Origin of the sequence: Actinoplanes sp. OR16, from assembly GCF_004001265.1 — a bacterium.
Taxonomy (GTDB): domain Bacteria; phylum Actinomycetota; class Actinomycetes; order Mycobacteriales; family Micromonosporaceae; genus Actinoplanes.
In genome coordinates, this window is record NZ_AP019371.1 from 2,447,411 (window position 1) to 2,472,500 (window position 25,090).

General features: G+C 69.3%; 27 protein-coding genes and 3 tRNA genes (1 of these 30 only partly in view). 17 read left to right on the top strand and 13 right to left on the bottom strand.

Going from position 1 to position 25,090, the window contains the following annotated elements:
- Positions 1–18: 18 nt before the first annotated feature.
- Together amcB and amcA are read left to right on the top strand one after the other, a co-directional pair.
- The gene (gene amcB, locus EP757_RS11305; protein ID WP_305033615.1) at positions 19–1,122 is read left to right on the top strand and encodes a cyclophane-forming radical SAM peptide maturase AmcB; all 1,104 of its coding nucleotides are present in this window, start codon (positions 19–21) and stop codon (positions 1,120–1,122) included.
- Positions 1,091–1,315, top strand: coding sequence for a multiple cyclophane-containing RiPP AmcA (gene amcA / locus EP757_RS11310; RefSeq protein WP_232050460.1), 225 nt, complete (start codon positions 1,091–1,093; stop codon positions 1,313–1,315). Before amcB ends, amcA begins: the two co-directional genes overlap by 32 nt.
- Before the next feature lie 125 nt (positions 1,316–1,440).
- Here the strand turns inward: amcA and EP757_RS11315 are convergent, their stop codons facing one another.
- Both EP757_RS11315 and EP757_RS11320 read right to left on the bottom strand, forming a co-directional pair.
- A complete protein-coding gene (locus EP757_RS11315) occupies positions 1,441–1,656 on the bottom strand; it encodes a DUF3073 domain-containing protein (RefSeq protein WP_127544686.1) in 216 nt (71 codons plus the stop codon).
- Positions 1,657–1,908: 252 nt separating this feature from the next.
- Positions 1,909–2,973 (bottom strand): Glu/Leu/Phe/Val dehydrogenase, encoded by a 1,065-nt coding sequence (locus tag EP757_RS11320; RefSeq protein WP_127544689.1) that lies wholly within the window; start codon positions 2,971–2,973, stop codon positions 1,909–1,911.
- A 147-nt stretch (positions 2,974–3,120) separates the two neighbouring features.
- On the opposite strand from EP757_RS11320, the gene EP757_RS11325 reads away from it, so the two are divergent.
- Positions 3,121–3,960, top strand: coding sequence for a hypothetical protein (locus EP757_RS11325; protein WP_127544692.1), 840 nt, complete (start codon positions 3,121–3,123; stop codon positions 3,958–3,960).
- Between the two features lie 281 nt (positions 3,961–4,241).
- Positions 4,242–4,451, top strand: coding sequence for a BldC family transcriptional regulator (locus EP757_RS11330; RefSeq protein WP_014687221.1), 210 nt, complete (start codon positions 4,242–4,244; stop codon positions 4,449–4,451).
- Positions 4,452–4,578: 127 nt separating this feature from the next.
- On the opposite strand, the gene EP757_RS11335 is transcribed toward EP757_RS11330, so the two are convergent.
- Positions 4,579–4,953, bottom strand: a complete 375-nt coding sequence (locus tag EP757_RS11335) for a PPOX class F420-dependent oxidoreductase (RefSeq protein ID WP_127544695.1) — start codon at positions 4,951–4,953, stop codon at positions 4,579–4,581.
- Positions 4,954–4,972: 19 nt separating this feature from the next.
- Between EP757_RS11335 and EP757_RS11340 the strand changes: the two genes are divergently transcribed.
- The 4 genes from EP757_RS11340 to EP757_RS11355 all read left to right on the top strand — a co-directional run bounded on the left by EP757_RS11340 (position 4,973) and on the right by EP757_RS11355 (position 8,342).
- Entirely contained in the window at positions 4,973–5,749 is a 777-nt protein-coding gene (locus tag EP757_RS11340) for a class I SAM-dependent methyltransferase (RefSeq protein WP_370457803.1), read from the top strand.
- Positions 5,746–6,309, top strand: coding sequence for an RNA 2'-phosphotransferase (locus EP757_RS11345; protein ID WP_127544701.1), 564 nt, complete (start codon positions 5,746–5,748; stop codon positions 6,307–6,309). Before EP757_RS11340 ends, EP757_RS11345 begins: the two co-directional genes overlap by 4 nt.
- A 100-nt stretch (positions 6,310–6,409) precedes the next feature.
- Positions 6,410–6,991, top strand: coding sequence for a hypothetical protein (locus EP757_RS11350; protein ID WP_127544704.1), 582 nt, complete (start codon positions 6,410–6,412; stop codon positions 6,989–6,991).
- A gap of 73 nt (positions 6,992–7,064) precedes the next feature.
- The gene (locus EP757_RS11355; RefSeq protein WP_127544707.1) at positions 7,065–8,342 is read left to right on the top strand and encodes a PrsW family intramembrane metalloprotease; all 1,278 of its coding nucleotides are present in this window, start codon (positions 7,065–7,067) and stop codon (positions 8,340–8,342) included.
- A 5-nt stretch (positions 8,343–8,347) separates the two neighbouring features.
- On the opposite strand, the gene EP757_RS11360 is transcribed toward EP757_RS11355, so the two are convergent.
- On the bottom strand, positions 8,348–8,596 hold the full coding sequence (locus EP757_RS11360) for a hypothetical protein (protein ID WP_127544710.1): 249 nt from the start codon (positions 8,594–8,596) through the stop codon (positions 8,348–8,350).
- A 179-nt stretch (positions 8,597–8,775) separates the two neighbouring features.
- Here EP757_RS11360 and EP757_RS11365 point away from each other — a divergent pair, with 179 nt between their 5' ends.
- Together EP757_RS11365 and EP757_RS11370 are read left to right on the top strand one after the other, a co-directional pair.
- Positions 8,776–9,126 (top strand): hotdog fold thioesterase, encoded by a 351-nt coding sequence (locus EP757_RS11365; protein WP_127554199.1) that lies wholly within the window; start codon positions 8,776–8,778, stop codon positions 9,124–9,126.
- A gap of 69 nt (positions 9,127–9,195) precedes the next feature.
- The gene (locus EP757_RS11370) at positions 9,196–9,585 is read left to right on the top strand and encodes a hypothetical protein (protein ID WP_127544713.1); all 390 of its coding nucleotides are present in this window, start codon (positions 9,196–9,198) and stop codon (positions 9,583–9,585) included.
- Here the strand turns inward: EP757_RS11370 and EP757_RS11375 are convergent, their stop codons facing one another.
- The gene (locus EP757_RS11375; RefSeq protein WP_127544717.1) at positions 9,586–9,894 is read right to left on the bottom strand and encodes a hypothetical protein; all 309 of its coding nucleotides are present in this window, start codon (positions 9,892–9,894) and stop codon (positions 9,586–9,588) included. It lies immediately after the preceding gene.
- Positions 9,895–10,058: 164 nt separating this feature from the next.
- On the opposite strand from EP757_RS11375, the gene EP757_RS42780 reads away from it, so the two are divergent.
- The 4 genes from EP757_RS42780 to EP757_RS11395 all read left to right on the top strand — a co-directional run bounded on the left by EP757_RS42780 (position 10,059) and on the right by EP757_RS11395 (position 17,194).
- A complete protein-coding gene (locus EP757_RS42780) occupies positions 10,059–12,779 on the top strand; it encodes a hypothetical protein (protein ID WP_160165791.1) in 2,721 nt (906 codons plus the stop codon).
- Between the two features lie 193 nt (positions 12,780–12,972).
- Positions 12,973–14,346: a calcium-binding protein gene (locus EP757_RS11385; RefSeq protein ID WP_127544721.1), complete on the top strand. Its 1,374-nt coding sequence runs from the start codon at positions 12,973–12,975 to the stop codon at positions 14,344–14,346.
- Positions 14,347–14,516: 170 nt separating this feature from the next.
- Positions 14,517–15,809 (top strand): calcium-binding protein, encoded by a 1,293-nt coding sequence (locus EP757_RS11390; protein ID WP_127544724.1) that lies wholly within the window; start codon positions 14,517–14,519, stop codon positions 15,807–15,809.
- 38 nt (positions 15,810–15,847) lie between these two features.
- Positions 15,848–17,194, top strand: coding sequence for a calcium-binding protein (locus EP757_RS11395; RefSeq protein WP_127544726.1), 1,347 nt, complete (start codon positions 15,848–15,850; stop codon positions 17,192–17,194).
- A gap of 153 nt (positions 17,195–17,347) precedes the next feature.
- Here the strand turns inward: EP757_RS11395 and EP757_RS11400 are convergent, their stop codons facing one another.
- The 8 genes from EP757_RS11400 to EP757_RS11435 all read right to left on the bottom strand — a co-directional run bounded on the left by EP757_RS11400 (position 17,348) and on the right by EP757_RS11435 (position 22,150).
- Positions 17,348–17,623, bottom strand: a complete 276-nt coding sequence (locus tag EP757_RS11400; protein ID WP_197725509.1) for a hypothetical protein — start codon at positions 17,621–17,623, stop codon at positions 17,348–17,350.
- A 46-nt stretch (positions 17,624–17,669) separates the two neighbouring features.
- A tRNA-Phe gene (locus EP757_RS11405) sits at positions 17,670–17,746 on the bottom strand.
- 12 nt (positions 17,747–17,758) lie between these two features.
- Positions 17,759–17,832, bottom strand: a tRNA-Asp gene (locus EP757_RS11410).
- Between the two features lie 41 nt (positions 17,833–17,873).
- Positions 17,874–17,946, bottom strand: a tRNA-Glu gene (locus EP757_RS11415).
- Positions 17,947–18,120: 174 nt separating this feature from the next.
- Positions 18,121–19,047, bottom strand: coding sequence for a MerR family transcriptional regulator (locus tag EP757_RS11420; protein WP_127544729.1), 927 nt, complete (start codon positions 19,045–19,047; stop codon positions 18,121–18,123).
- A complete protein-coding gene (gene idi / locus EP757_RS11425) occupies positions 19,037–19,609 on the bottom strand; it encodes an isopentenyl-diphosphate Delta-isomerase (protein ID WP_127544732.1) in 573 nt (190 codons plus the stop codon). Before idi ends, EP757_RS11420 begins: the two co-directional genes overlap by 11 nt.
- Positions 19,610–21,088, bottom strand: coding sequence for a phytoene desaturase family protein (gene crtI / locus EP757_RS11430; RefSeq protein ID WP_127544735.1), 1,479 nt, complete (start codon positions 21,086–21,088; stop codon positions 19,610–19,612). It abuts the gene before it with no gap.
- 33 nt (positions 21,089–21,121) lie between these two features.
- Positions 21,122–22,150 (bottom strand): polyprenyl synthetase family protein, encoded by a 1,029-nt coding sequence (locus tag EP757_RS11435; protein WP_232050660.1) that lies wholly within the window; start codon positions 22,148–22,150, stop codon positions 21,122–21,124.
- A gap of 107 nt (positions 22,151–22,257) precedes the next feature.
- Between EP757_RS11435 and EP757_RS11440 the strand changes: the two genes are divergently transcribed.
- From EP757_RS11440 to EP757_RS11450, 3 genes are all read left to right on the top strand, one after another.
- Positions 22,258–23,145 (top strand): phytoene/squalene synthase family protein, encoded by an 888-nt coding sequence (locus tag EP757_RS11440; protein WP_127544741.1) that lies wholly within the window; start codon positions 22,258–22,260, stop codon positions 23,143–23,145.
- Positions 23,145–24,455, top strand: coding sequence for a deoxyribodipyrimidine photo-lyase (locus tag EP757_RS11445; RefSeq protein ID WP_127544744.1), 1,311 nt, complete (start codon positions 23,145–23,147; stop codon positions 24,453–24,455). The genes EP757_RS11440 and EP757_RS11445 overlap by 1 nt, the downstream gene beginning before the upstream one ends.
- Before the next feature lie 189 nt (positions 24,456–24,644).
- Positions 24,645–25,090: the start of an NAD(P)/FAD-dependent oxidoreductase gene (locus tag EP757_RS11450; RefSeq protein WP_127544747.1), read on the top strand. 910 nt of this gene lie beyond the right edge of the window; only the first 446 of its 1,356 coding nucleotides appear in the window; it begins with the start codon at positions 24,645–24,647; the stop codon falls past the right edge of the window.

Here is a 25,090-nt window from a genome sequence, read left to right on the forward strand (position 1 = left end):
ACCGAGACGTGGAGCGGTATGCGGGGAATCTCCGCGATGCCCAGCTACGTCGTTATGCAGCCCACTACTCTCTGCAACCTGGCGTGCGGCTACTGCTACCTGCCGTTCCGGCGGGACAACCTGAAGATGCCGATCGAGGTGGCCGAGAAGGTCGCCGCGTCGGTGAGGGATCTCGCCCGGGAGCAGAGGTTCTCGGTGGTCTGGCACGGCGGCGAGCCCCTCGCGGCGGGCCTGGATCACCTGACGGCGCTCTTCGCCCCCTTCGGCGACGCGGTCGAGCACCACGTGCAGACGAACGCCACGCTGATCGACGATGCCTGGTGCGAGTTCTTCCTGGCCCACGACGTCCGGGTGAGCGTGAGCGTGGACGGTCCCCGCGAGCGCAACGGCGACCGGGTGGACCGGCGGGACAAGCCGGCCTACGACCTCATCGTGAAGGGGATCGACGCGCTTCGCCGGCACGGGATCCCGTTCTCGGCACTCTGCGTCGTCAGTGATCCGCGACCGGGAGTGGCGACCGAGCTGTACGACTACTTCCTCGACCTGGGCTGCGAGGTGCTCGGGATCAACGTGGAGGAGCTGGAGGGCGTCAACACCCGGCTCAACCGCCACGACCCGGCAGCGGTGAGCGCGTTCTGGGCCGAGCTGGTCGGCGCCTGGCGCCGGGCGCCGCGGATCCACCTGCGTGAGGTGGAGTGGTCCCTGCGGTACGCCGCGGCGGTCCTCGACGGCACGGCCGACCAGCTGCTGCCCCGCCAGCTGGACCCGATCCCCACCGTGGCGCACGACGGCTCGGTGGTGCTGCTCTCGCCCGAGCTGGCCGGCTTCTCCGACCCGCGGTACGGCGACTTCTCCAGCGGCAACGTGCTGCGGACACCGTTGACCGAGATCCTGGCCCGGGCGGCCGGCACACCGTGGATAGGCGAGTTCCTGAGCGGCATCGAGGCGTGCCGGAGCAGCTGCCCCTATTTCGGCTTCTGCGGTGGCGCGCACGCGGCCAACCGCTACTTCGAACACGGCAGGTTCGACGTCACCGAGACGGACCACTGCCGGAACAGCAAGATTCGCCTACTGGAGGGAGTGCTGGACCATGCCCGAGATCATGAAGCCACGGCTGTCTGACGGCGTGGAGGATCCGGTCACGGCACGGGTGCACGAGACCCGGGCAGGGTTGACCGCGCTCATCGCGGAGGCGGATGTCGCCAGGCAGCAGCGAGCCGAACAGGCAGTCTCGGATGGCGGCTCGGCGGTGTGCGCCTGGAACCACTTCGAGAACATTCCCACGTTCTACAACTGGAACAACCGGCCGCGCTGAGGGCGCCCGGTCGAAGCCCACGCGGGCAATGCCTGCGTGGGCTTCGGTTCAACCGTAGAAATGTGTGACCACGACTCACCGGAGCACGCGGACATGATGCCGCGTGCTCTGTGTGCTACTGCGGGTCAGCGCCTTGTCGGCGACCAGGTATCCCGGTCGTCATCCGCGTCGTCGTCCTCATCATCATCGACGAGCTCGTCGTTGTCGTCGTCGAAGTGATGATTCGACTTACCGGCACTCGCCAGTTCGCGCTGCAAGGCGGTGAGGTCGGTGTTCGGGGAGTGATACTTCAACTCCCGCGCCACCTTCGTCTGCTTGGCCTTAGCACGGCCGCGCCCCATGGCTCGACCCCCTCGCACAGAATTCGGGGCAGCCCGAAGGCGGGCCCCGATGACGTCAGGCATCTCTCGTGGGTCTTACGGTACATGGACGATGCCGCGTTCGGCACCTCGGGTTGCGTGTGACACTGCCGCGCGTCGCGGTTTGGCCTCTCCACGGCTGATCCGCGGCCGCGCGGCAGGCACCTCGGGCCTGTTTCGGGAGGGATTGCCGGGCTCAGGCGATGTCCCGCCTCCCGAAACGGGCCAGCCGGCTCAGTTCAGGTAAATAGCACGCAAACGGCCGACCTCTGCCATCCGACGTTCTGCCAACCGGTCGGCGGCCACGGCCGGCGGGACACCCTCGTCGTCGGCGAGCTGGAGGATCCGGCGGGTGGTCTCGAAGATTCCGGTCGCCCTGAGCTTCGCCCGCTCGAAGTCGAAGCCCTCGATCTCGTCGGCCACCTGGATCACGCCGCCGGCGTTCACCACGTAGTCCGGCGTGTAGAGGATGCCGCGCTCGCTGAGGAGCTTGCCGATGCCGGAGTGGGCCAGCTGGTTGTTCGCCGCGCCCGTGACGACCCTGGCCCGCAGGACCGAGACGGTCTCGTCGTTCAGGGCGCCGCCGAGCGCGCACGGCGCGTAGACGTCGATGTCGGAGGTGATGAGGGCGTCCGCGTCCGCCACCAGCTGCACCGAGGGGTGAGTGGTGCGGGCCCACTCGCGGGCACTCTCGCTGACGTCGGTGGCGATCACGTTCGCGCCGTCCTCGACCAGGTGGCCGGTGAGGTACTTGCCGACCTTGCCGAGGCCCGCGACGCCGACCGTGCGGCCGCGCAGGGTCGGGCTGCCCCAGGTGTGCTCCGCGGCGGCGCGCATGCCCTGGAAGACGCCCCAGGCGGTGAGGACCGAGGAATCGCCGGCTCCGCCGTGCTGCAGGCTGCGTCCGGTCACGTACCGCGTCTCGCGCGCGATCACGTCCATGTCGGCGACGTAGGTGCCGACGTCACAGGCGGTGTAGTAGCGGCCGCGCAGCGACTCGACGAATCGCCCGTACGCCCGGAGCAGGCCCTCGGACTTCACCCGGGCCGGGTCGCCCCAGATGACCGCCTTGCCGCCGCCGAGGTCCAGACCGGCTAGGGCGTTCTTGTACGCCATCCCGCGGGACAGCTTCAGCACGTCGGCGAGGGCGGCCGACTCATCCTCGTAGGGGTAGAAACGAGTGCCGCCGAGCGCCGGGCCGAGCGCCGTCGAGTAGATACCGATGATCGCCTTCAGGCCGGTCGCCCGGTCCTGGCAGAAGACGACCTGTTCGTGCCCGTCGGTGTCGAACACGTCCATCGCTGCTCTCCTTATGTAGGCCTTCGTGGGGCCGCTGCCCGGCGGGGGTGTGCCGGGGATACTGAAGAAGCCTAGTGGCGTGTAACGGACGGGCATTACGTCCGCGCGGGAAGTTCCGCCCGGCCGGATTCGTGAAAGGATCGCGCCGTGCCGTCACTCTTCGCCTCTTACCTTCGGGTTTATGAGCCACTGACCGCCTTCGACCGCGAGCGGCAGTCCTTCTGGCGCCGGTACGCGAAGGAGGGCCGGGACCTCGGACCGGTGGAGGGCCCGGTGCGGCAGCGCACCGCAGTCCTGGAGGCGCTCGGCGCCGGCTGGACGCGGCTTCCCGACCTGCCGGACGAGGCCTACGTGCTGGAGTGGGAGAACGCGATCCTGGTCTGCCCGTGGAACCTGCGGCTGCGGGTCGCCGAGGCGGCTCTGAGCGCCCGTGACGGTGTGCCGGCCGTGCTCGCCGACGCGTTCGTGCCGCCGATCCTGGCCGGCCAGGCGAAAGCGGTGGTGGAGGACTGGCGCAGCGGCGCCAAGGTCCTGGAGCAGGGCGTGCCCCGGGTGCACGAGCAGGTCTCCACGTGGGGCGTCCCGCTGCGCTGGTTCGCCTTCGTGGACCTGGAGGAGCGGGAGATCGCGCTGAACGCGCGCCGGCGGACCCTGCGGTACCGCACCGAGATCTCCAAGGCCCGCCGCCGCGCGCACCGGGCGGTCTCGGTGCTGCGCAAGTCGCTGGGCGACGCCCCGATCACCGAGGCGGTCGAGGAGGGCACCCGCTGGCTGGAGGAGTTCCACCCCCGGTCGGTGGTCGAGCTCGACTACGGCGGCCTGGTCAACCTCCTTCCGGAGGACAAGCTCACCGAGGACGATTCCCCCGGACTGGTGGCAGCCGGGCTTTCGGCACTTTCTCGCGGTGACTCTGAGTCAGCTAGTGAGGCTTACGAGAAGCTTGTGGCGCGGTGGCGTGCCGTGCAGCTTCTTGAGCGATGCAACTGACCAGCGGAAATGGGACAGACGCGGATTAATCCTCGCTGGCGGGAGCGCTCCCGAAGCGAACACTCTTCGTAATCGGCGCTGACCGAACCGTGATAATCGGACTAAACGAGACACTATCTGGCGTATAAAACACGCAAAAATCGGGCATGCTTCATCCATCTATCTGGGGACGTTCGTCCGTTCGGCCCATGTCGGACATCGGGGACTAGCCGGACCATGAGAGACGCACCGGCCGGCGGGACCCCGGCCGATGTTTTTAGGCACCTGTGGAGGAGTGACCGATGGCATCGCGTACGCACGATCCTGAGCCGCTACTAACGCCGGCCGAGGTGGCGTCGATGTTCCGCGTCGACCCGAAGACCGTTACTCGGTGGGCGAAGGCTGGCAAGCTCAGCGCAATTCGCACGTTGGGTGGCCACCGTCGCTACCGAGAGTCGGAAGTCCGCGCCCTGCTCCAGGGCCAGATTCCGACGCAGCGTCAGGGCGACTGACACCGCATCGACCGATTCATCGTTGCAAGGGGCGAGCGCTGGGGAAGGCGATCGCCCCTTCTTCGTATTCAGTTCTGAGTGTCTCAGCAGGGTCAACGACCCAAAAGATCTTTGGGTACGGTCAAGGTCAGTTCACCAGAACGACGACCGTTCCGTCGGCGCCTCGGCGGAGCCGGCTGCCCAGCACCGTGAGCCGGCCCATCAGGCCGTACTTCTTCTTGAGTGTCTGTGCGACCCGCTGGAAGTCGGCGGTGTCGCCGATCCGGGCGGTCGCCTCGATCGTCTCGCCGCCGGTCGGCTTGCCGCGCATGTCGCAGGGCGCCACCGTGACCCGGCCGCTGTTGCGGATCCTCTTGACCTTGCCGCTGTCCGCGACGGTCCAGAACCCGAGGCCGCTCCCGTCAGGGACGACCCACAATGGTGTCGCGACCGCTCGCCCGTCCTTGCGGAACGTCGTGAGCAGGACGTATTTCTCCGACCCGAGTTGCTCCAGTCCGGCCATTGCTCAAGAGTAGATGACCATGGAGCAGCCGACGATCGGCGACGCCTTCGGTGAGATGATCCGGGACGCGTACGCCGTGCGAACCGGGATCGGCCCGAGGCCCCTGGCCGGCGGCAAGTACGCCCGTCCCGTCATCGAGGTGATCGAGCGCGACGACGGATTGATCAACGGCGCGCCGGCCGACCACTATCTCGACGAGCCGTCCGACTGGCAGGCGTACGACAGGCGGGCCCTGAAGCTCTGCCGGGGCCGGGTGCTGGACATCGGGACGGGGGCCGGCCGCGTCGCCCTCGAACTCCAGCGCCGTGGCATCGCCGTCACCGGACTCGACACGTCGCTCGGCGCCATCGAGGTGGCCCGCAAGCGGGGTCTGCGCGACACCGTCCTCGCCACCGTCGACGACTTCTCCCGCGCGGCCGAGCGGTACGACACGTTCCTGCTGCTCGGCAACAACCTCGGTCTGCTGGAGGGGCCGGATCGGGCGCCCGGTTTCCTGGCGGCGCTGTCCCGGCTGGCGGCACCGGGCGCGCGGATCGTGGCGCAGGGCAGTGACCCGTACGGGACCCGCGACCCGGTGCACGTGGCCTATCACGACCGGAACCGGCAGCGCGGACGGCTCGGCGGGCAGCTGCGGCTGCGCCTGCGGTACCGGGAGGTCGCCACCGGCTGGTTCGACTACCTGAACTGCTCGGCGGCCGAGCTGGAGTCGCTGCTGGCGGGCACCGGGTGGCGGCTGAAATCAATCGACGACCGGGATCGGCCGTACTACCTTGCGGTCATGGAGCAAGACACATGACCGAACTCACCCGCGACCAGGTCCGCCTCAGCAGGCGGATCTCGCTGGTGCTGCGCCACCGGCCGGAGACCGCCGGCCTGACTCTCGACGCCAACGGCTGGGTGCCCGTTCCCCGGTTCCTGGCGGCTCTCGGCATCACCCGCGAGCAGTTGGACGTGGTGGTCGCCGGCAACGACAAGAAGCGTTTCGCGATCGAGCCGGGGCCGGACGGCGTGGACCGGATCCGGGCCAGCCAGGGGCATTCCCGGCGGGTCGCGGTGGACCTGGAGCTGCCGGCGGTGACGCCACCCGCGGAGCTCTTCCACGGCACGCCCCGGACGAACCTCGACGCGATCCTTCGGGAGGGCCTGCGTCCCCGGAGCCGGCATCACGTGCACCTCTCGGCGGACGTGCCGACCGCTCTCGTGGTGGGCCGCCGGCGGTCACCCGACGTGGTGGTCCTCCGCGTCGATGCCGGGATCATGGCGGACGAGGGGCACGTCTTCCACCGCAGCGACAACGGGGTCTGGCTGACCTCGGTCGTCCCGGCCGTGTTTTGCCATGTGGGCACCTTTCGGTAAAACGGACAAATCCGTAATCTGCCAGGTTGATTCTCTATCCACAGTGGTCGGCGGAAGGATCTGAAGGACAACCGCCCGTGAGCGCCGCTAGCGTGGACGGATGGGGAGGGTTACGCGCAGTCAGCAAACCGACCTTCCCAGCACCCTCGGTCTGCCCTTCGCGCTCGTTCTCGTCCTCGTTCTGGCCGGCCTCGCATTCGGCCTGCCGTTGCTGGACCGGGCCGTCCCGGCGCAGCGGGCCGTCCCGGCCGGGGCGCCGTACGAGGTCGGTGCCGGGGTCACGCTCGTGCCGCCGCCGGGCGCCACGCTCGACGTCACCGGCACCCGGCCCGGCGAGGACCGGGGCACCGCGCTGTTCAGAATCGGCCCGGTGCGGTACGCCGTGGCCGTCCAGCCCTTCGACGGCGACCTGACCGCCGCGGCGAACAGCCTCCGCCAGCGCATCACCGGAACGAACGGCTATCAGGTCACCGGCACCCAGCTCGCGGTCTCCACGGCCGGGGGCCTCGCCGGTGTCCAGGGCGGATACACGGCCGGCAACCGCGGCGGGCGGTATGCGGTCTTCGTGGCGCACGGCCTCACCATCGAGGTGACGGTGAGCGGCGGCGATTCCGAGCTGGACCGCACTCTCCCGGCGATCGACGCCAGCACCCGTACCCTGCGGTATGAGGGTCGCCGATGAGCGAGCTCGCGAGCGAATCAGCCGGCTCAGTGAAAACCTCATGTCGCCGCCGGAGCGCAGCGGAGGCGGCGGCATGAGCGATGCTGTCCGGCCCGGGGGTTCCCGGGCGGCGATCTCCGCTCGCAACCCGGTCTTCTGGGTGGTGCTGGCCCTGCTGCTCGCCGGCGGCCTGCGGATCGCCCAGATCGCCGGCCGGTTCTTCGGTGCCTACCCGCTCGCCACGTTCACCGCGATCGGCCTGTTCGCACTGCTCGCCGTGCCGTTCTGGCTGTTCGTCTCGGAGCTGGACTTCCTGGAGCGGGAGCCGCCGAGCCTGCGCGTGCTGGCGTTCGCGTGGGGTGGATTGGTCGCGACCACCGTCTCGATCTCGGGCAGCAGCGCGCTGGAGAACCTGATCGCGAAACTCGGTTCGACCCGTCTCGCCGCCGATTGGGGCGCCGCGCTCGCCGGCCCGACGGTCGAGGAGATCGCCAAGACGCTCGGCGTGGTCGCCATCGTGCTGATCGCCCGGGCGCAGGTGAACAGCGTGCTGGACGGGGTCGTCTACGGCGCCCTGGTCGGCCTCGGGTTCCAGATCGTCGAGGACGTGGTCTTCGCGATCGGCGCTGTCGCACTGGCCGGCCAAGGTGATCAGATTCAGCCGGTCGTCACCACGTTCCTGGTCCGTGGATTCCTCGCCGGGGTGTGGAGCCACACGCTCTTCGGCGCACTGGCCGGCGCCGGCATCGGCTATCTCGTGGTCAACCCGGACCGTACCCGCCGGCATCGGATCGGCATGGCCGGTCTGGCCCTCTTCGGCGCCTGGGCCTCGCACGTGCTCTGGAATTCGCCGCTCTTCCGGGACGGTCTGGGCAACGGCGCGCTGGCGCTGCTCGCGGTCCTGGTCTTCAAGGGCCTGCCGCCGCTGCTGCTGATCCTCTGGCTGGTCCGCCGCGCCCACGATCGCGAGGCCGCCTACTACGTCGCGAAGCTCGCCACCCTCCGTGATCCCACTCTGATCACCGATCAGGAGCTCCGGGTGCTGGGTTCCGGGTCGCGGCGGGCGGCGGCGCGCCGGCATGCGGCCACGCAGGCGGGGCGAAGAGCCAGGGCGACGGTACGCCGGCTGCAGCGCGCCCAGGCGCGCCTCGCCGTCGACCTGAGCCGTGACTCCGGCTCGGGGGAGTCCGGCGCCCCGGAGACGACAGCGGTCTCGGAGGTCCGCGAGCACCGTGCCCGACTGGAGGAGCTGGGCCATCCGGAGGCCGTGGAGGGTGTGCCGTCGTGGCGGCACACCGCGTCCACGGTCGGCACCACGGTCGTGGCGATCGCGGTGGTCTGGGTCGCGCTCTCCGCACTCGGCGGCGGCTAGTTCTTTCAGGCGGTCGGCGGCAGCCCGCCGTCACCGTCGACGATCTTGTCAGGAGTGCCGTCCTCGTCCAGGTCGACCATCGTGACGTCGACCTTGCCGTCGCCGTCGGTGTCGAACTGGTAGAGGTCGGGCTTGCCGTCCCCGTCCGTGTCGGAGACCCAGACGTCGGTCTTGCCGTCGCCGTTCGCATCCTGTCTGAGCAGGTCCACCCGGTCTTCGCCCCGAGTCTCGATGATCTCCTGCGGCTCGCTCATGGTGCTCCTCTCGTCGGGCACTACACGTACCCTCAGCCCCAGCGGATCACTCCTGTCCCTGTGACGGTTGTCGCTGGGCCGCACGACACACAGCGGTAACGTACGCCGACGTGGATATAGCGGAAGACGGCAGGCAGCACCTGTTCACCAGCAACGGCGGTGGGGCGCTCGCCGAGCGGATGGGCATCGTGATCACCGAGGCCTCCGCCGAGCGGGTCGTCGGGACCATGCCGGTCGAGGGCAACACCCAGCCGTACGGGCTGCTGCACGGTGGCGCCTCGTGCGTGCTCGCCGAGACGCTCGGCTCGGTCGGCGCGGTGCTGCACGGGCAGACCGTGGACCGGCCGTTCGCGGTCGGCGTCGACATCAACGCGACCCACCACAAGGCGGCCCGGTCCGGCCTGGTGACCGGGGTCGCCCTCCCGGTGCACCGCGGCCGCGCGGTCGCCACGTACGAGGTCGTGCTCACCGACGAGTCGGGCGAGCGGGTCTGCACCGCACGCATCACCTGCCTGCTGCGCGGGGCCTGACCTTCACCGTGGTGCGGAAAACCCTCCGTCCGCGAGCATCGCTTGACGGTTGGACGTACCTTTTCTTGCGTGACCGAAGTACCACAGCACGCATTCGACGACGCCGCTCAGATCCTCGAGTGCGCGATCAGCGGCGACAGCGCCGCTGTGGCCGACACCTTCGACGCGGTCGTCGACCGTGACGGCGTCGTCGGCGCGTGGGACGTGGCGTGGTGCCTCGCGGCGACGATGGTCGGGCAGCTGCCCGGCAGCGGCGCCTGGACGCTCGAGTTCCCCGGCATCGACGACGCGCAGTACGACAAGCGGTGGGTTGCCCGCTTCGTCAGTGCATATGTGAACGGCGACTTCCCGACCGGCGAGGCGTTGTTCGGCGCCGCGATCGCCGACGGCCGGCTGCCGGACTGCCTGCTCGCGCTCGCCGGCTCCACTGTCGCGACGCTGCGCCGCCGGGCCGCGTGATCAGCTGCTCTTGAGATAGAGGGCCTTGGCGTACTGCGTGGCGGCGGCGTTGTTGTACATCGAGGCCTGCGACATGAAGAACTGGTTGTCGGCGATCGCACGGGCCGCCTGTGAGGTGCCCGACCAGCGGATGTCCGCCTCGACTTCGGAGAGTCCGCGCGCCTTGAACTGGCGGCGCATCGCGACTCTGCCGGAGCGGAACGCCTCGCCCGCCTCCTCGGCGTTCTTCATGCAGGACATGGCCTTCTCACTGAGCGCCTCCGCCAGGGTGTACGCCGCATGTTCCGCTTCGTTCGTGAAGGTCTGCACTGTCGCCCTCCTCGATGAGACCGAGAACCCGTTAACACTCTGATTCACCCGGTCGCGACCATCAAGAGGCTCATCAGTAAGGGCAGCTTTACGGAACGGTCGCGGTCTATGATCTCCGCACCGTGCGGCCGATCATGCCGCCGGATCCTTGGGGAGGATCCACGTTGTCCAGTCGCCTATCGGCGTTCACCATCACCTCCACGCTCGTAGCGGGCGCCCTGATCGGATTCGGCGCCGCTCCGGCCGCCGCTGCAGCCGATGCTCCGGCGGGACTGCTCACCTCGGGCGCCGCCTGCGTACGCACCGAGCCCGGTCCTTTTCTCAGTCCCGTTCGGCTCAATGACGCCCAGGCGGTCACGCTCGCCGCCACCTACTCCGGTGAGATCTCGAACGCCGAGGTCCAGGCCGACTTCGAGGTCTGGGACACGGCGAAGCCGGAGGCCGTCCAGAAATGGCAGGACGGCGCCTCCGAGGAGGATCGGAAGCTTTACATCCAGCTCGAAGATGACGCGAAGCAGATGGACGGGGTCACGTACGGATGGCGGGTCCGTGTCCTCGACGGGGAACAGGCCTCGCCGTGGAGTGACACCTGCTTCTACACGATCGACCGGCAGGGTCCCGGCGCGCCGGCGGTGACGTCCGCCGACTACCCGGACGGTGGCGCACAGACCGGCGGGATCGGCGTCCCCGGCCGCTTCACCTTCACCGGCGTCTCCGCCGACGTGGTGAGCTACGAGTACCGGCTGCACGAGGACGAGTTCAGCGAGACCAGCGACTGGAAGACCGTCGCGGCGCCGTCGCTCGGCGGGGCGGTCACGTTCACCATCACGCCGCGGGCAGCCGGATACCACTCGATGACGGTGGTCGCCGTCGACCGGGCCGGCAACCGCTCCGAGGCGACCGGGTACGACTTCCGCGTCCTGGACACCCGGCCGTTCATCACCTCCACGGCCTACCCCGGCGCCTACCCGGGCGACCGCTGCTGCGCGAACCTCGACTACAACGTCGGTGTCCCCGGCGAGTTCACCTTCGACGCCCTCCCCGGCGTCGACACGATCGAGTGGCGCTTCGACGACGGGGGCGGCGAGGCCGGTTCGGTCGCCGCTGACGCCGACGGCGACGCCACCGTGAAGATCGCGCCGCTGAAGCACGGCCCGGTGGTCATGCGGGTGGTCGCGGTGAAGGGCACGACGAAGTACCCGGAGCGGTACCACCGGTTCCTCGTCGACGACGCCCCGCTGGTCACGGGAGACGTGAACACCGCGCCGTTCGTCGGATCGGACGTGAGCTTCCACTTCACGCCCCGGTGGCCGGGAGTCGTCTCGTACGACTATTGGCTCTTTCCGAACTCCCAGGGTGAGGGCATCCCCGAGCCGGTGAACATCCCGGCGCGCGCGGACGGCACCGCCGACCTCACCTTCACCGCGAAGCGGCTCGACCAGCGCGGTTTCTACGTCCAGAGCATCGCCGCGGACGGCACCCGGTCGATCTCGCGCTGGACCGACGTCCCGGTCTTCGACCCGCAGCCGACGGTGACCCGGACCGGCGGCGACGAGCTCGGATCGACGGCCACCCTGGTGGCGCGCACCGACATGCGGAAGCCGGCCACCTACACCGTGCAGTTCAACGGCGACCCGGCCACCAAGCAGGTGGTGAAGGCGGCCGCGGACGGCACCGCCACGTTCAGGTACACGGTGACCAAGACCGGTCATCAGTACCTGCACATCTGGGCGGCGAACGCGGCTGGGATCAGCACCGGCGCCGGTGAAGCGTCGTGGAACGTCTCGAACGGCCCGAAGGTCACCTCGGCGGAGTTCCCGGCGGGCGGCACCAGCCGGCTCATCCCGGGCAGCTTCACCTTCACGCCGCGGCTGCCGGCCCTGACCCACTACGAGTACCAGTTCAACAGCGGTCCGGTCGGCCGGCTGCCCGCCACCGGGCCGGCCACGCTGAAATGGACGCCGACCGCGGCCGGCACCTACTCGCTCTACGTCCGCAGCTACAACGGCAGCGCCAGTTCCCAGCTGACCACCTACAAGTTCCGGGTCGCACCGGCGGCCGTGAAGATCACGTCGATCACCCCCTCGCCGGTCACCACCGGCGGGGTCCGGACGATCACGCTGAAGGGTGCGAACCTGCACGCCAAGGACGTGCTGCAGGTGACGGTGCCCGGCGGGCGGACGATCGCCGGGACGATCAAGTCGGTGTCGGCGGACGGGACCCTGACCACGGCTGCCGTCAACCTCACCGGTGTGGCGGCGGGGGCCGCCTCGGTGGTGCTCCGGCCGTACGGGGCCGGCCAGGCCGTCGCCACGAAGGCTTTCACGATCGCGTGGCAGGCCAAGCCGGTCGCCGCGAAGAAGCCGTCGATCTCCGGGACGATCGCGGTGGGTGACGTGCTGAAGGCCGCGCCGGGCGCCTGGTCGCCGGCCGCGAACTCGTACGCCTACCAGTGGGCCGCGAACGGGGTGGCGATCAAGGGGGCGACCGGTTCGTCGTACACGATCCCCGCCTCCCTGCTCGGCAAGCGCCTCACCGTCACCGTGACAGCGAAGCGCACCGGCCATTACCCGGGCACGGCGACGTCCGCGTCCACTGTGGCGGTCGCGAAGGGCAAGGCGCCCAAGGCCACCAAGAAGCCCAAGATCAGTGGTACGCCGAAAGCCGGCCGGAAACTGACCGCCTCCGCCGGGACCTGGTCGCCCACAGCGGACTCGTACCGGTACGAGTGGCGGCTCAACGGCAAGGTGATCAAGGGTGCTACCGCTCGTACGCTCAAGATGAAGTCGTCCTGGCGAGGCAAGAAGATCACCGTGACGGTGATCGCGCGCAAGGCCGGCCACGCCGACGGCAAGGCGGCCAGCGCGGCCCTGAAGGTGCGCTGACGGTCTTCGTGAAACGGCCCGGCCTCCACTGGAGGCCGGGCCGTTCTGTATGCCGGATGGCCGCTGAATGAACAGTGCGTCGGAACGGTCCCGTTCTACCCGAACCGCCGTTGACCCCCCGCCCGTGCGGCTGATGTCATCCGTTGACAGATCCACATAGGTTGAGAACGGTTTTTCTCACACGGGGGGTTTCATGTTCCTGCACCAGCGCAGAGTCCTCGCGGCCATCGGCGCGACCGCCATGGCCGTCGCCTCGACCGCTCTCCTCGCCTCGCCCGCCCAGGCCGCCTCGACCGGTGTGGCGAAGGTCGTCGGCTCGTCGACGGTTCAGTTCGCGGCCGCCAAGGGCAAGGCGAACTCGCTCGTCGTCACGATCTCGGGTCGTACCGTGACGCTCGACGACAAGGTTGCTCTCAAGCCCGGCAAGGGCTGCAAGAAGGTCGACAAGACCAAGGTCAAGTGCACCACCAAGAAGAAGACCACCAAGATCACCGCCGCACTCGGCGACAAGAACGACAAGTTCGTCAACAAGACCAAGGTGGCCTCGCTCGTCTTCGGTGGCGCCGGTAACGACAAGCTGACCGGTGGCTCCGGCGCGGACGAGCTGCAGGGCAGCACCGGCAACGACAAGCTCTACGGCGTCGGCGGCAACGACAAGCTGTTCGGCGAGTCGGGCAATGACAGCCACTACGGCGGCACCGGCAACGACGTGATCGACGCGGGCACCGGCAACGACGTCGCGAACGGCGACGCGGGCAACGACAAGGTCTGGGGCTGGACGGGTAACGACAGGCTCGCCGGCGGCGCCGGCAACGACGAGGTCGACGGTGAGGCGGGCAACGACACCCTCTTCGGTCTCGCCGGCAACGACAAGGTCTGGGGCGGTGCCGGCAACGACGTCGCCACCGGCGGCGCGGGCGTCGACTTCATCTGGGGCTACACCGGTAACGACAACCTCTACGGCGACGCCGGCAACGACGAGCTGTACGGCTGGGACGGCGACGACGCCCTGCACGGTGGCGACGGCGGCGACTGGCTGCAGGCCGGCAACGGCAACGACAAGATCTGGGGCGACAACGGCGACGACGACATCGTCGCCGAGGCCGGCGTGGACCAGGTCCGCGGTGGCGCCGGTTCCGACGCCGTCGCGAGCGGTGACGGCAACGACTCGGTGTGGGGCGAGGCCGGCATCGACTTCATCGGCGGCGAGAACGGCAACGACACCCTGTACGGCGGCGCCGACACCGACCTGCTCTACGGCCTGGCCGGCAACGACCGCCTCTTCGGTGACGCGGCCGACGACCTCCTGGTCGGCGAGGACCTGGACGAGGCCGGCAACCCGGTCGGCAGCGCGACGGCCACCGACGCGGTCGACGGTGGCGCGCACGTCACCGGCGACATCTGCCTGGTGCTCGCCGCGGGCACCTCGGTCAACTGCGAGCTGACCGAGATCCCCGCGGAGCCGGCCACCGGCCTCTCGGCCAAGTCGGCGGGCGGCGCGGCCGCTTCCGGCTTCGAGGCGCCGAAGGCCAAGGCGGGCGCGCAGCTCGCTGGTGCCCGCAGCTAATAGGTCCACTGAGAAGCCCGGTCGCCACCACGGTGACCGGGCTTTTCGCTGTGCGGATTCCACCTGCCGGTCAATGCGTCGATACGGTCCCGTTCTATGGGATGGTGCTTGGATTCGCCGCTCGCGACCGCTGAAATGAGCGCGCTGAGAAAGATCGACGGGGGTGCTTCGTGTTCTTGTTCCATCGCAAGGCTCTGGCCGCGATCGGCGTGACGGCCGCTGCCGTCGCCTCGACCGCCCTCATGGCCTCACCGGCGCAGGCGGCCTCGGCCGGTCTCGCCAAGGTCACCGGGACCTCCACGGTCTCCTTCCAGGCCCTGATGGGCAAGACGAACAACCTGGTCATCACGATCTCGGGTCGTACCGTGACGCTCGACGACAAGGTCGCTCTCAAGCCCGGCAAGGGCTGCAAGAAGGTCGACAAGACCAAGGTGAAGTGCAAGACCTCGAAGACCACCAAGCTGATCAAGGTGGCGCTCGGCGACAAGAACGACGTGGTCAAGAACAAGACCAAGGTCGCGCTGCTTGCCGGCGGCGGCGCCGGCAACGACCGGCTGACCGGCGGCTCGGGCAACGACGAGCTCCAGGGCGGCGCCGGTAACGACAAGCTTTACGGTGGCGCGGGCGCCGACAAGATCTTCGGCGACTCGGGCAACGACGCGATCTACGGGGGCGCCAGCAACGACAAGGTCGATGCGGGAAGCGGTGCCGACTCGGCGTACGGCGACGCCGGAAACGACGTCGTGTACGGCGGGACCGGCGACGACAAGGTCGCCGGCAGCGCGGGAACCGACCTCGTCGAGGGCGGCGATGGCGCCGACAAGGTGTACGGCGACGCCGGTGGCGACTCGGTCATCGGTGGCGCGGGCAAGGATCTCGTCAACGGTGGCGACGGCGACGACACCGTCGATGGCGAGGCCGGCGACGACAGCCTCTACGGCGGAGCCGGCTGGGACGCGATCTACGGCAAGGCCGGCAACGACAAGATCTGGGGCGGCGCCGGTGGCGACTACGTCCTCGGCGACTCCGGCAACGACATCGTTCGTGGCGAAGCCGGTAACGACGAACTCTCCGGCGACGACGGCAACGACATCGTCTACGGCGGCACCGACGGCGACACCATCTGGGGCGGCGCCGGCAACGACGGCCTGCACGGCGAGGCCGGGTTCGACGGCATCCTGGCCGGCGCCGGCAACGACGTCATCACCGGCGCCGACGGCGAGGACCTGCTGATCGGCGAGGACCTCAACGACGACCTCGAGCCGATCGGCAGCGCGACCGCCACCGACAAGGTCGACGGCGGCAACCACACCGACGTCTGCCTCGTACTCGCCGGCGCAACGACCGCGAACTGCGAGCTCTTCACGTACCCGAGCACCTCGGGCCTCTCCGCCCGCTCGGCCGGCGCCGGTTCCGCCCTCGCGGACGTCGCGACGCGGCTGGCGGCCGGACCCTCCAAGTAAGACCTCTTCCTCGCCGTCCCCTTCTCCTGGAGACCCGCATGCTTCCATCCCGTCGCACTCTGATCAGTGCCGCGGTTGCTGCCGCCTTCGTGGCCGTGCCCTTCCTGGCGTCGCCGGCGCAGGCCGCCTCGGCCGGCACCGCGAAGGTCGTCGGCACCACGACGGTGCAGTTCGCCGCCCTGGCCGGCAAGGCGAACAGCCTCGTCATCACGATCTCCGGCCGTACCGTGACGCTCGACGACAAGGTTGCTCTCAAGCCGGGCAAGGGCTGCAAGAAGGTCGACAAGACCAAGGTCAAGTGCACGACGTCCAAGGCGACCAAGCTGATCAAGGTCGCGCTGGGCGACAAGAACGACGTCGTGAAGAACAAGACCAAGGTTCCTCTGAACGCCGACGGCGCCGCTGGCAACGACACTCTGACCGGAGGGTCCGGCGCCGACGCTCTGCAGGGCGGGGCCGGCAACGACAAGGTCTACGGTGGCACGGGCGCCGACAAGCTCTATGGCGCGGGCGGCAACGACAAGCTGGTGGGCGGCACCGGCAACGACCGGCTCGCCGCGGGTTCCGGCAACGACCTGCTCTACGGCGAGGCCGGCGACGACATCGCGTACGGCAGCACCGGCAACGACACGCTCAGCGGTGGGGCCGGCGACGACGAGCTGCTCGGTGAGGCCGGCAACGACCTCTTCTACGGCGGCGCCGGCAGTGACGGCCTCTACGGCCAGGCCGGCAACGACAAGGCGTACGGCGACGCCGGTATCGACTACCTGATCGGTGGCGACGGCAACGACTGGCTGGCCGGTGGCGCGGACAGCGACAGCATCGAGGGCGGTGCCGGCACCGACACCCTGCACGGCGAGGCCGGCAACGACGAGATCTGGGCCGGAGCCGGCAACGACAAGGTCACCGGTGGCGACGGCGCCGACTACATCGACGGCCTGGAGGGTGACGACACCGTCTACGGCGGCAAGGGCGGCGACGACATCTGGGGCGGCGCCGGCAACGACAGCCTCTACGGTGAGGCCGACCTGGACCTCATCGACGGCGAAGAGGGCAACGACCGGATCAGCGGCGGCGACTACGACGACGGCGTCTGGGGTGGCCTCGGTAACGACGTCATCTACGGTGACGCCGGCGACGACTACCTGGTCAGTGAGGACGCCGACGCCGACTACAAGCCGGTCGGCAGCCCGTACGCGACCGACCAGGTCAACGGTGGCGCCAACGTCCTCGGCGACATCTGCATCGTGATGGCCGCCGCCACCACGAACGGCTGCGAGTTCTTCGACGTGGCCGACACCACTTCCGCGTCCGCAGCCCGCACGGCCGTCCCGGCCGCCGAGCTGCGCCCCGAGTTCGCCGAACCGAGGACCAAGCGCAACTGAAACACCCCGTGAGAACGGCCCGGCTGCTGTGGCGGCCGGGCCGTTTCCTGTGGTTTACCTATGTATCAGCCCCAGCCTCTCGATCATCCCTAAGATCGTCGCTATGGTTGCTCCCGGGCCCGCGCCGTCTCCCCCGTGACTGCGCGGGCCCTTCTACGTCCCCGAGTCGAACGGTCTCTCGGCCCGACTGCGTGCCATCTCGTCAGCGACCTTCTCCATGAACCACCGCATCACCGCGAACGGAATGTCCCGCTGCCGTTCCGGATGCAGTGAGACCGTCACTTCGCGATCGAGGTCCTCGTCGGGAACCACAGCGGTGACGAAGGCGCGGCCGGGCAGGTGGGCGCTCGCACCCGGAATGCCGGCCCGGCTCGCTGGAGCAGGAACAGCCTCGCTCAATTCGATGTGCCCGGAAAGCAAAACGTCCACCGCGCGAAAACGCTGGTGGACGATGCTCAGTGCCCGGCGAAGAGCCTGGTGGCCAGGGGCGGGGTCGAACCGCCGACCTTCCGATTTTCAGTCGGACGCTCGTACCAACTGAGCTACCTGGCCGTGCTGGTGTTGCGGTCCTGACGGGACTTGAACCCGCGACCTCCGCCTTGACAGGGCGGCGAGCACTCCAACTGCTCCACAGGACCTTGCTTAGGTTCGTCGGCAACTTGCGTCACCAACTTACCAGTACCCCCAACGGGATTCGAACCCGTGCTACCGCCTTGAAAGGGCGGCGTCCTAGGCCACTAGACGATGAGGGCAACTCCGCCATCATTGCACACCCCGCTGGGAGCGAGATCGCAACGCTGGTGGCCTTCGTTCGCCTCAACCGCGCCCCGTTGAGTGCTCGCAAAGCATATGTGATCCCCTGGGCGGTCTCCAAATCGGGACCCCCCTTTCCTTTCGCAAGCTTCTGACCTGCGGAAATGTGAGGGCTATCCGGAGGTGGCAGCGGTGATGGCACGGACTGCGGTTGCAAGATCACCGAATGTCGACACCGTGGGTGGCACCGATGTCCAACCCGGGCCGGCCGCCACGATCATCAAAGGCGTGCGGGGTACGCCCATGAGCCGCTCCAACTGCTCCACCCGGCCGGTGGACGGCAGTTGCGACCACAGGACCACCACGTCGGGCACGGTTCGCTCGACGGCGTCCAGCAGCGCCCGTGGCGGCACCCGCGCCCCCAGAAGACGCGTGGGCACCCCTGCCTCGGCCAGTGCGGCCGTGAGCGCCTCCAGCGGCAGCGTGTGCTGTTCCTCGTCGGCGGCGGCGAGCAGGACGCGCGGTTCCCGGTCCCGGGGCGGGCGGGGTACGGCGGCCAGCACCTCGGTGACGGTCCGCGACAGCAGATGCTCGACCTCGACGAACCGTTCGGTGGCCTCATAACGTTCGCCGATCCCGATCAGCACCGGCATGATCACGTGCTGCCAGGCCGGGATCACGCCACGGCCGGTCACGGCGCCCTCGATGATGTAGCGCATCGACGGCCCGTCCAGCCGCATCGCGGCCTGGGCCAGCCCGCGGGCGGCGGGATTGGCCCGAGGCCCGAGAACGATGGTCTGCCCATCCCCGGAGGCAAAGGTGGCAGAGGAGGCGACAGAGGCAGTGGAGGCAGAGGGGGAGGCCGTTTCAAGGGGCGCCCGCTGTGCCCAGGCAGCAGCCTCCGCCGGCGCCACCCCTTGAGCGGTGAGCCGCTGCATGACCTGCAGCCGGACCATGTCCTCGACGGTGTACCGCCGATGATGGCCCGGCTCGTGATGACTGGGTCCCAGCCCGTACCTCTGATGCCAGGTGCGCAGGGTGGTCACCGCGACGCCGAGGCGGCGCGCGGCGGCGCCCGCACTCAGCCCGTCACCCACCAAGCCGCTCCGAAGAAAGCGACGACGGCGACAGGTGCGAGACCAAGCGCGAGGTCACCCCGGCGAGCCAAGGCGCGTACGAATCCGGATCCGCCTCCAGCCGTTGTTCGAGGTCGGGCAGCGCAACCCAGAGCAGCCGCGCCACCTCGGAAGGATCGGGGCGGAACGTGGTGCCGACCGGCAGCCGGCCGAGGAGCACGTGGTCGTACTCCCGCTCGACGCGTCCGGTCACCGGATCCTCGGCGAAGTACGTGTACACGCCGACCTCAACGAGCGGCACCCCGGCGACGCCGAGTTCCTCACCCAGCCGTTCCACTGCGGCGTCGGTCACAGCGACGCCCGGCGCCGGATGCCCGCAGCAGGTGTTGCCCCATCGCAGCGGGAACCGTGTCTTGACCGCGGCCCGCTGCTGCAGCAGCACCCGCTGCTCACCGTCGATCAGGAAGACCGAGAACGCCCGGTGCAGCTGACCCGGGGCGTTGTGCGCGTCCTCGACGGTCGCCGAGCCGACGGCCGCCCCGGAAGTGTCGACCAGTTCGACCAGATGTGATTCGCGTGAGCTCACCTAGAGACCACCGGTGATCCGCGAAGCGGCCAGCTTGCCGGAGATCAGCACCATCGGCACGCCGACGCCGGGCTGGGTGCCGGAGCCGGTGAAGACGACGTTGGACAGGCTCGGGTGCAGGTTCGACGGCCGGAACGGGCCGGTCTGGCTGAACGAGTGGGCGGCGGCGAACGGGGTGCCGGCGGCCATGCCCTCGTCGGCCCAGTCGGCGGGGGTGACGATCCGCTGGACTTCGACGCCGTCCCGGAAGCCGATGTAGCCGCGGTGTTCCAGTGTCCGCAGGATCTCGTCGGCGTACCGCCGGTCGAGGCCGCCGCGCCAGTCCATCGGGCCGGCTTCGAGGTTGGGCGCGGGCGCCAGCACGTAGTACGTCTGCCGGCCGTCGGGTGCGAACGAGGGATCGTCGTGCGTCGGGTTGGTGACCAGCAGCGACGGGTCGCTCATCAGCAGGCCCTTGCGGATGACCTCGTCGAACGTGCCCTTCCACGCCTTCCCGAAGTGGATGTTGTGGTGGGCGATCTTGGAGTAGCTGCGGTCCGAGCCGATGTGCAGCACGACACAGGACGGCGAGTAGCGCAGCGGGCGCCGGCGGCGGGCCGGCAGCAGATCCCGGTACGCGACGGGCAGATCCGGATTGAGCACCACCACGTCCGCCGGGATGTGCTCACCGCCGGCCGTGACCACGCCGGTGGCCCGTCCGTTGCTGACCAGCACGCGCTCGACTGTCGTGTCGTACCGGAAAGTGACGCCGTGCTTCTCCGCGGCGCCGGCCAGCGCCTTCGGCACCGCGTGCATGCCACCGACCGGGAAGTAGACGCCGGCCACCGAGTCCAGATATGCGATCACGGCGTAGATGGCGAGGGCATCGTGCGGCGCGAGTCCGGCGTACATGGCCTGGAAAGAGAAGATGCGCTGGGTACGAGGGTCGCGGAAGAACTGCTCGATCTTGGGCTGAAGACGGCGGAACGCGCCCATGCCGAGGAGCTTGAGCAACCCCAGATTCATCAGGTCGAACGGGGTGTCCAGGTTCTTGTCGATGAAATCGTTGCGCTCGAGATCCCAGAGCTTGCGGGTGTACTCGACGAAGCGCAGATATCCGTCGGCCTCGCGGGGACCGCAGACCCGGGCGATCTCGGCCGCCATCCGGGTCGTGTCGGTACGGATGTCGAGCGTGGAACCGTCCGGGTAGTAGGCCCGGTACGCCGGGTCGAGCGGCCGCAGCTCCAGCCAGTCGGACAGCCTCTCGCCGACCGCGGCGAGCGGCTCCTCGATCAGCTCCGGCATGGTCAGGACGGTCGGGCCGGTGTCGAACTCGTAGCCGCCGACCGAGAGACGACCGGCCCGGCCACCGGGTATCGGCTCACGCTCGACGACCGTCACCTGCCGGCCGGCCGCTGCCAGGTGAAGGGCACAGGCCAGCCCGCCGAGGCCGGCCCCGACTATGACGACGTGGTCGGTGGAACCGGTCACAACACGCACGGAAGGACTCCAAGAATGAGGGGGAGGAGGAAATCAGGCCGGGCGGTGGGTCGCTACGGTGGCCAGCTCGATCAGCTCGGCACGGGCGTCGGGGTGGATGGGCGCCTCGGAGAGCGCTGCCACGCCCTCGTCGACCCTAAGTTTGATCATCTCTTCGACCCGGGCGGGAGCGCCGGTCTCCGCGATGATCTCCGCGCGCAGCGCGATGTCGCCGGTGTCGAAGGCGGCGAGCTGCACGGGCGTCGCCATCCGCTTGGCCATCATCAGAAGGGTGGTGGGCTTGCCGGTCCGCAGGTCGTCGGCGGCGGGCTTGCCGGTGACCGCCGGATCACCGTAGACCCCGAGCAGGTCGTCCCGGAGCTGGAAGGCCTCGCCCACGGTGATCCCGTAGACCCGGTACGCCTCGTCGAGCCGCCGGTCGCCGCCCGCGAGCGCCGCGCCGAACGAGAGCGGCCACTGGATCGTGTAGCTGGCCGTCTTGTGCCGGGCCACGGTGAGCGCCCGCTCCACCGACCACGACGACGGGTCGCTCTCACCGAGCACGTCGAGGTACTGCCCGGCTATCGCCTCGACGCGCATCCGGTCGTAGCGATCGCGCACGTCGAGCAGGGCGGCGGCGGGCAGGCGGGTGCGGCTCAGCAGCTGATCGGCCCAGACCAGGCAGAGGTCGCCGACCAGGATCGCGGCCGAGCCACCGAAGTGTCCGCCGTGCTGCGACGCGAAGATCCGGTGGGCGGTCGGCCGGCCCCGCCGGGTGTCCGACTCGTCCATCAGGTCGTCGTGCACCAGGGCGAACGTGTGCATGAGTTCAAGGGCGCCGAGAGCGGGTAAGACGGCCTCGACCGGCTCGGCGGAGCCGACCACACCGCGCCAGCCCCAGTAGGCGAACGTCGGCCGCAGCCGCTTCCCGCCTGCCATGACGAGATCGCGGGCGGTCCGGGCGAAGCCGCCGAGCGCCGGGTCGACGGCATCCAGGGCGGCGATCTGAGAGGCGAGGAAGTCGGCGAGGGTCCCCTCGACCGCGCCGATCAAGGCTCGATGCGAGACCGGCTGACGTGGGATCGCTTCGCAGCGACTTCCCTCGAGGGTGTGATTGGCCACGTGCAATACCGTACCCTAACTTTCTGAAGTTGCGTCGATTCGTGCGTCGATTTGCCGGGAGGCCCGGGATGGATACTGATTTGACGGCTGCGTATACCCGCTGCCGCGAGCTTCACCGAGAGCACGGACGGACGTACTACCTTGCGACCCGGTTGCTACCGGCGTGGAAGCGGCGGCATGTCCACGCCCTCTATGGATTCACCCGATATGCGGACGAAATAGTCGATCGTACCGAGTCTCGGCCGTCCGCCGAGCGCGCAGCGCTGCTGAACGAGTGGTCCGCGAAGTTCATGGCCGGCCTGCGAGGCGAGCCGACCGACGACGAGCTCCTGCCTGCGGTCCTGCACACCATCGCGGTCTTCGACCTCGACCTGGAGGACTTCGACAAGTTCCTGCGCAGCATGGCGATGGACATCACCGTGACCGCGTACCCGACCTACGACGACCTGCTCGACTACATGGAGGGCTCGGCCGCGGTCATCGGCACGATGATGCTGCCGATCCTCGGATCCTCCGACCGGGCCGCCGCCCGCGAGCCGGCCCGCCAGCTCGGCTTCGCCTTCCAGCTCACCAACTTCATCCGGGACGTCGCCGAGGACCTCGACCGCGACCGGGTCTACCTGCCCGAGGAGCACCTCGCCGCGTTCGGCGTGACCCGGGAGGTCCTCGATCGCAGGGTCGCCACCCCTGCGGTGAAGGAGCTGGTGAAGTTCGAGATCGCCAAGGCGCGCGAGCACTACGCCGCCGCCGCGCCCGGCATCCCGCTGCTCGAACCCGCCTCCCAGGCCTGCATGCGGACCGCGTTCCAGCTCTACGGCGGGATCCTCGGCGAGATCGAGGCGGCCGACCACGACATCTTCGCCCGCCGCGCCACGGTGCCGAACCGCCGCCGGGCCGCCGTCGCCGTCCGCAGCCTCCTGACCAGGCCGGGCACTCCCGTCCAGATGGCCGCGTGATGAGGACGGCAGTCGTCCTGTTCACCAGGGATCTGCGGGTGCACGACAACCCCGCGCTCGCCGAGGCGTGCGCGGAAGCGGAGACCGTGATCCCGCTCTACGTCCTCGACCCGAAGCTGGCCGGCCTCTCCGCGAACCGTTCACGGTTCCTCCACCAGTGCCTCGCCGACCTGCGCGAGCATCTTCGTGCGCTCGGCGGCGACCTGGTCGTGCGCACCGGTGACCCGGTCGCCGAGACGATCAGGCTGGCGCGGGAGCACGAGGCCGGCGCCGTTCACCTCGCCGCCGACGTGAGCGGTTACGCGCGCCGGCGGGAGAGCCGGCTGGCCGGTGAGTGGACCGTGCGCCTGCACCCCGGCCTCACCGTCGTCGAGCCCGGACTGCTGCGACCCGGCGGTGGCGGCGAGGGCTACAAGGTCTTCTCGCCGTACTTCCGCTCCTGGTCACAGGCCCAGTGGCGGAAGCAGGCGGAGCCACCGCGCACGATCACGCTGCCCGAGGGCGTCGAACCGGGCGACCTTCCGAGCATCCCTGACGGCGAGTCACCCCATGCCGCCGAGGGCGGCGAGACCCTCGGTCACCGCAGGCTGAGTGCCTGGTTGCGGTCGATTGACGGGTACGACGAAGCGCACGACGACATGCCCGCCGACAAGACGAGCAGGCTCAGCCCGTACATCCGATGGGGTTGTCTCTCCCCGCTGGCGATAGCCGAGGCAGCCAGAGCGAGCAACGCCGAAGCCTTCGTGCGGCAGCTCTGCTGGCGGGATTTCTACTATCAGGTCGCTCGTGTCTTCCCGAAGCTCTCGACCGAGCCGCTGCGACCGGCGGCCGATCAGAGCTGGCGCTACGACGAGGACGCGCTCCGGCACTGGCAGGACGGCCTGACCGGGGTGCCGGTCGTCGACGCCGGGATGCGGCAGCTGCGCGCCGAGGGCTGGATGCACAATCGGGCACGGCTGATCACTGCGGCGTTCCTCACCAAACACCTGGGTCTGGACTGGCGGCTCGGCGTCGATTGGTTCTTCCGGTGGCTGATCGACGGGGATGTACCGAACAATTCGGGCAACTGGCAATGGGTGGCCGGGACGGGCAACGACACCCGGCCGTATCGGCGGTTCAATCCGATCCGCCAAGCGCTCCGATTCGACCCCGAAGGCGTGTACGTTCGGCGCTACGTACCCGAGCTCAAGGGCATCGACGGTCCGGCCGTGCATCAGCCGTGGCGCCTGCCCGAGCCGATACGCCGCGGCCTCGACTATCCCGGACCGCTCGAGTCGCAGCGGGACGAGGCGGTGTGGCTGCGGCCATGAGTTCCTGTCCGGCGTGCCGGATGGGGGAGCGCGGGGCCTGCCGGCGGTTGCGTCCGTCAAAACGTTCACCGGTAGGTCCCGCGGACCGCTCTCCGGCGTCCGACTTTGCCCACCGCGCGCGGAGTTCAAGCCTGCGTCGTCACCCACATGAACGTTCCCGGACCGCATCGAAGTGGTTATGTGGGTCGCATGAGCGAAGCGCGGCAAGTTGATGTGGTGGTCCTCGGCCTCGGCGTCGGGGGCGAGGAGGTCGCCGGACGCCTGGCCGCGGCCGGCCTGAGCGTGGTCGGTGTCGAGCACAACCTGGTCGGTGGCGAGTGCCCGTACTGGGGATGCATCCCCACGAAGATCATGGTCCGGGCCGGTTCGGCGCTCGCCGAGGCGCGGCGGATCCCCGGTCTGGCCGGCGCCGCCACCGTCGAGCCGGATTGGGCGCCGGTCGCCAAGCGCATCCGGGATGAGGCGACCGACGATTGGAACGACAAGGTCGCTGTCGATCGATTCACGAGCAAGGGCGGTTCCTTCGTACGGGGGACCGCGACGATCACCGGCCCGGGCCGGGTGCGCGTCGGGGACCAGGAGTTCGAGGCGTCGAAGGGACTGGTCGTCGCCACCGGCACGGCAGCCGTCATCCC

What these genes read in the sequence shown, in the direction of transcription:
- EP757_RS11345 (WP_127544701.1), top strand. Translation starts at nt 5,746, where the DNA reads ATGACCGAACTCACCCGCGACCAGGTCCGCCTCAGCAGGCGGATCTCG.
- EP757_RS11445 (WP_127544744.1), top strand. Translation starts at nt 23,145, where the DNA reads ATGAGGACGGCAGTCGTCCTGTTCACCAGGGATCTGCGGGTGCACGAC.
- EP757_RS11440 (WP_127544741.1), top strand. Translation starts at nt 22,258, where the DNA reads ATGGATACTGATTTGACGGCTGCGTATACCCGCTGCCGCGAGCTTCAC.
- EP757_RS11350 (WP_127544704.1), top strand. Translation starts at nt 6,410, where the DNA reads ATGGGGAGGGTTACGCGCAGTCAGCAAACCGACCTTCCCAGCACCCTC.
- EP757_RS11315 (WP_127544686.1), bottom strand. Translation starts at nt 1,656, where the DNA reads ATGGGGCGCGGCCGTGCTAAGGCCAAGCAGACGAAGGTGGCGCGGGAG.
- EP757_RS11365 (WP_127554199.1), top strand. Translation starts at nt 8,776, where the DNA reads ATGGGCATCGTGATCACCGAGGCCTCCGCCGAGCGGGTCGTCGGGACC.
- EP757_RS11395 (WP_127544726.1), top strand. Translation starts at nt 15,848, where the DNA reads ATGCTTCCATCCCGTCGCACTCTGATCAGTGCCGCGGTTGCTGCCGCC.
- EP757_RS11330 (WP_014687221.1), top strand. Translation starts at nt 4,242, where the DNA reads ATGGCATCGCGTACGCACGATCCTGAGCCGCTACTAACGCCGGCCGAG.
- EP757_RS11340 (WP_370457803.1), top strand. Translation starts at nt 4,973, where the DNA reads ATGGAGCAGCCGACGATCGGCGACGCCTTCGGTGAGATGATCCGGGAC.
- EP757_RS11385 (WP_127544721.1), top strand. Translation starts at nt 12,973, where the DNA reads ATGTTCCTGCACCAGCGCAGAGTCCTCGCGGCCATCGGCGCGACCGCC.
- amcB (WP_305033615.1), top strand. Translation starts at nt 19, where the DNA reads ATGCGGGGAATCTCCGCGATGCCCAGCTACGTCGTTATGCAGCCCACT.
- EP757_RS11360 (WP_127544710.1), bottom strand. Translation starts at nt 8,596, where the DNA reads ATGAGCGAGCCGCAGGAGATCATCGAGACTCGGGGCGAAGACCGGGTG.
- EP757_RS11320 (WP_127544689.1), bottom strand. Translation starts at nt 2,973, where the DNA reads ATGGACGTGTTCGACACCGACGGGCACGAACAGGTCGTCTTCTGCCAG.
- EP757_RS11355 (WP_127544707.1), top strand. Translation starts at nt 7,065, where the DNA reads ATGAGCGATGCTGTCCGGCCCGGGGGTTCCCGGGCGGCGATCTCCGCT.
- amcA (WP_232050460.1), top strand. Translation starts at nt 1,091, where the DNA reads ATGCCCGAGATCATGAAGCCACGGCTGTCTGACGGCGTGGAGGATCCG.
- EP757_RS11335 (WP_127544695.1), bottom strand. Translation starts at nt 4,953, where the DNA reads ATGGCCGGACTGGAGCAACTCGGGTCGGAGAAATACGTCCTGCTCACG.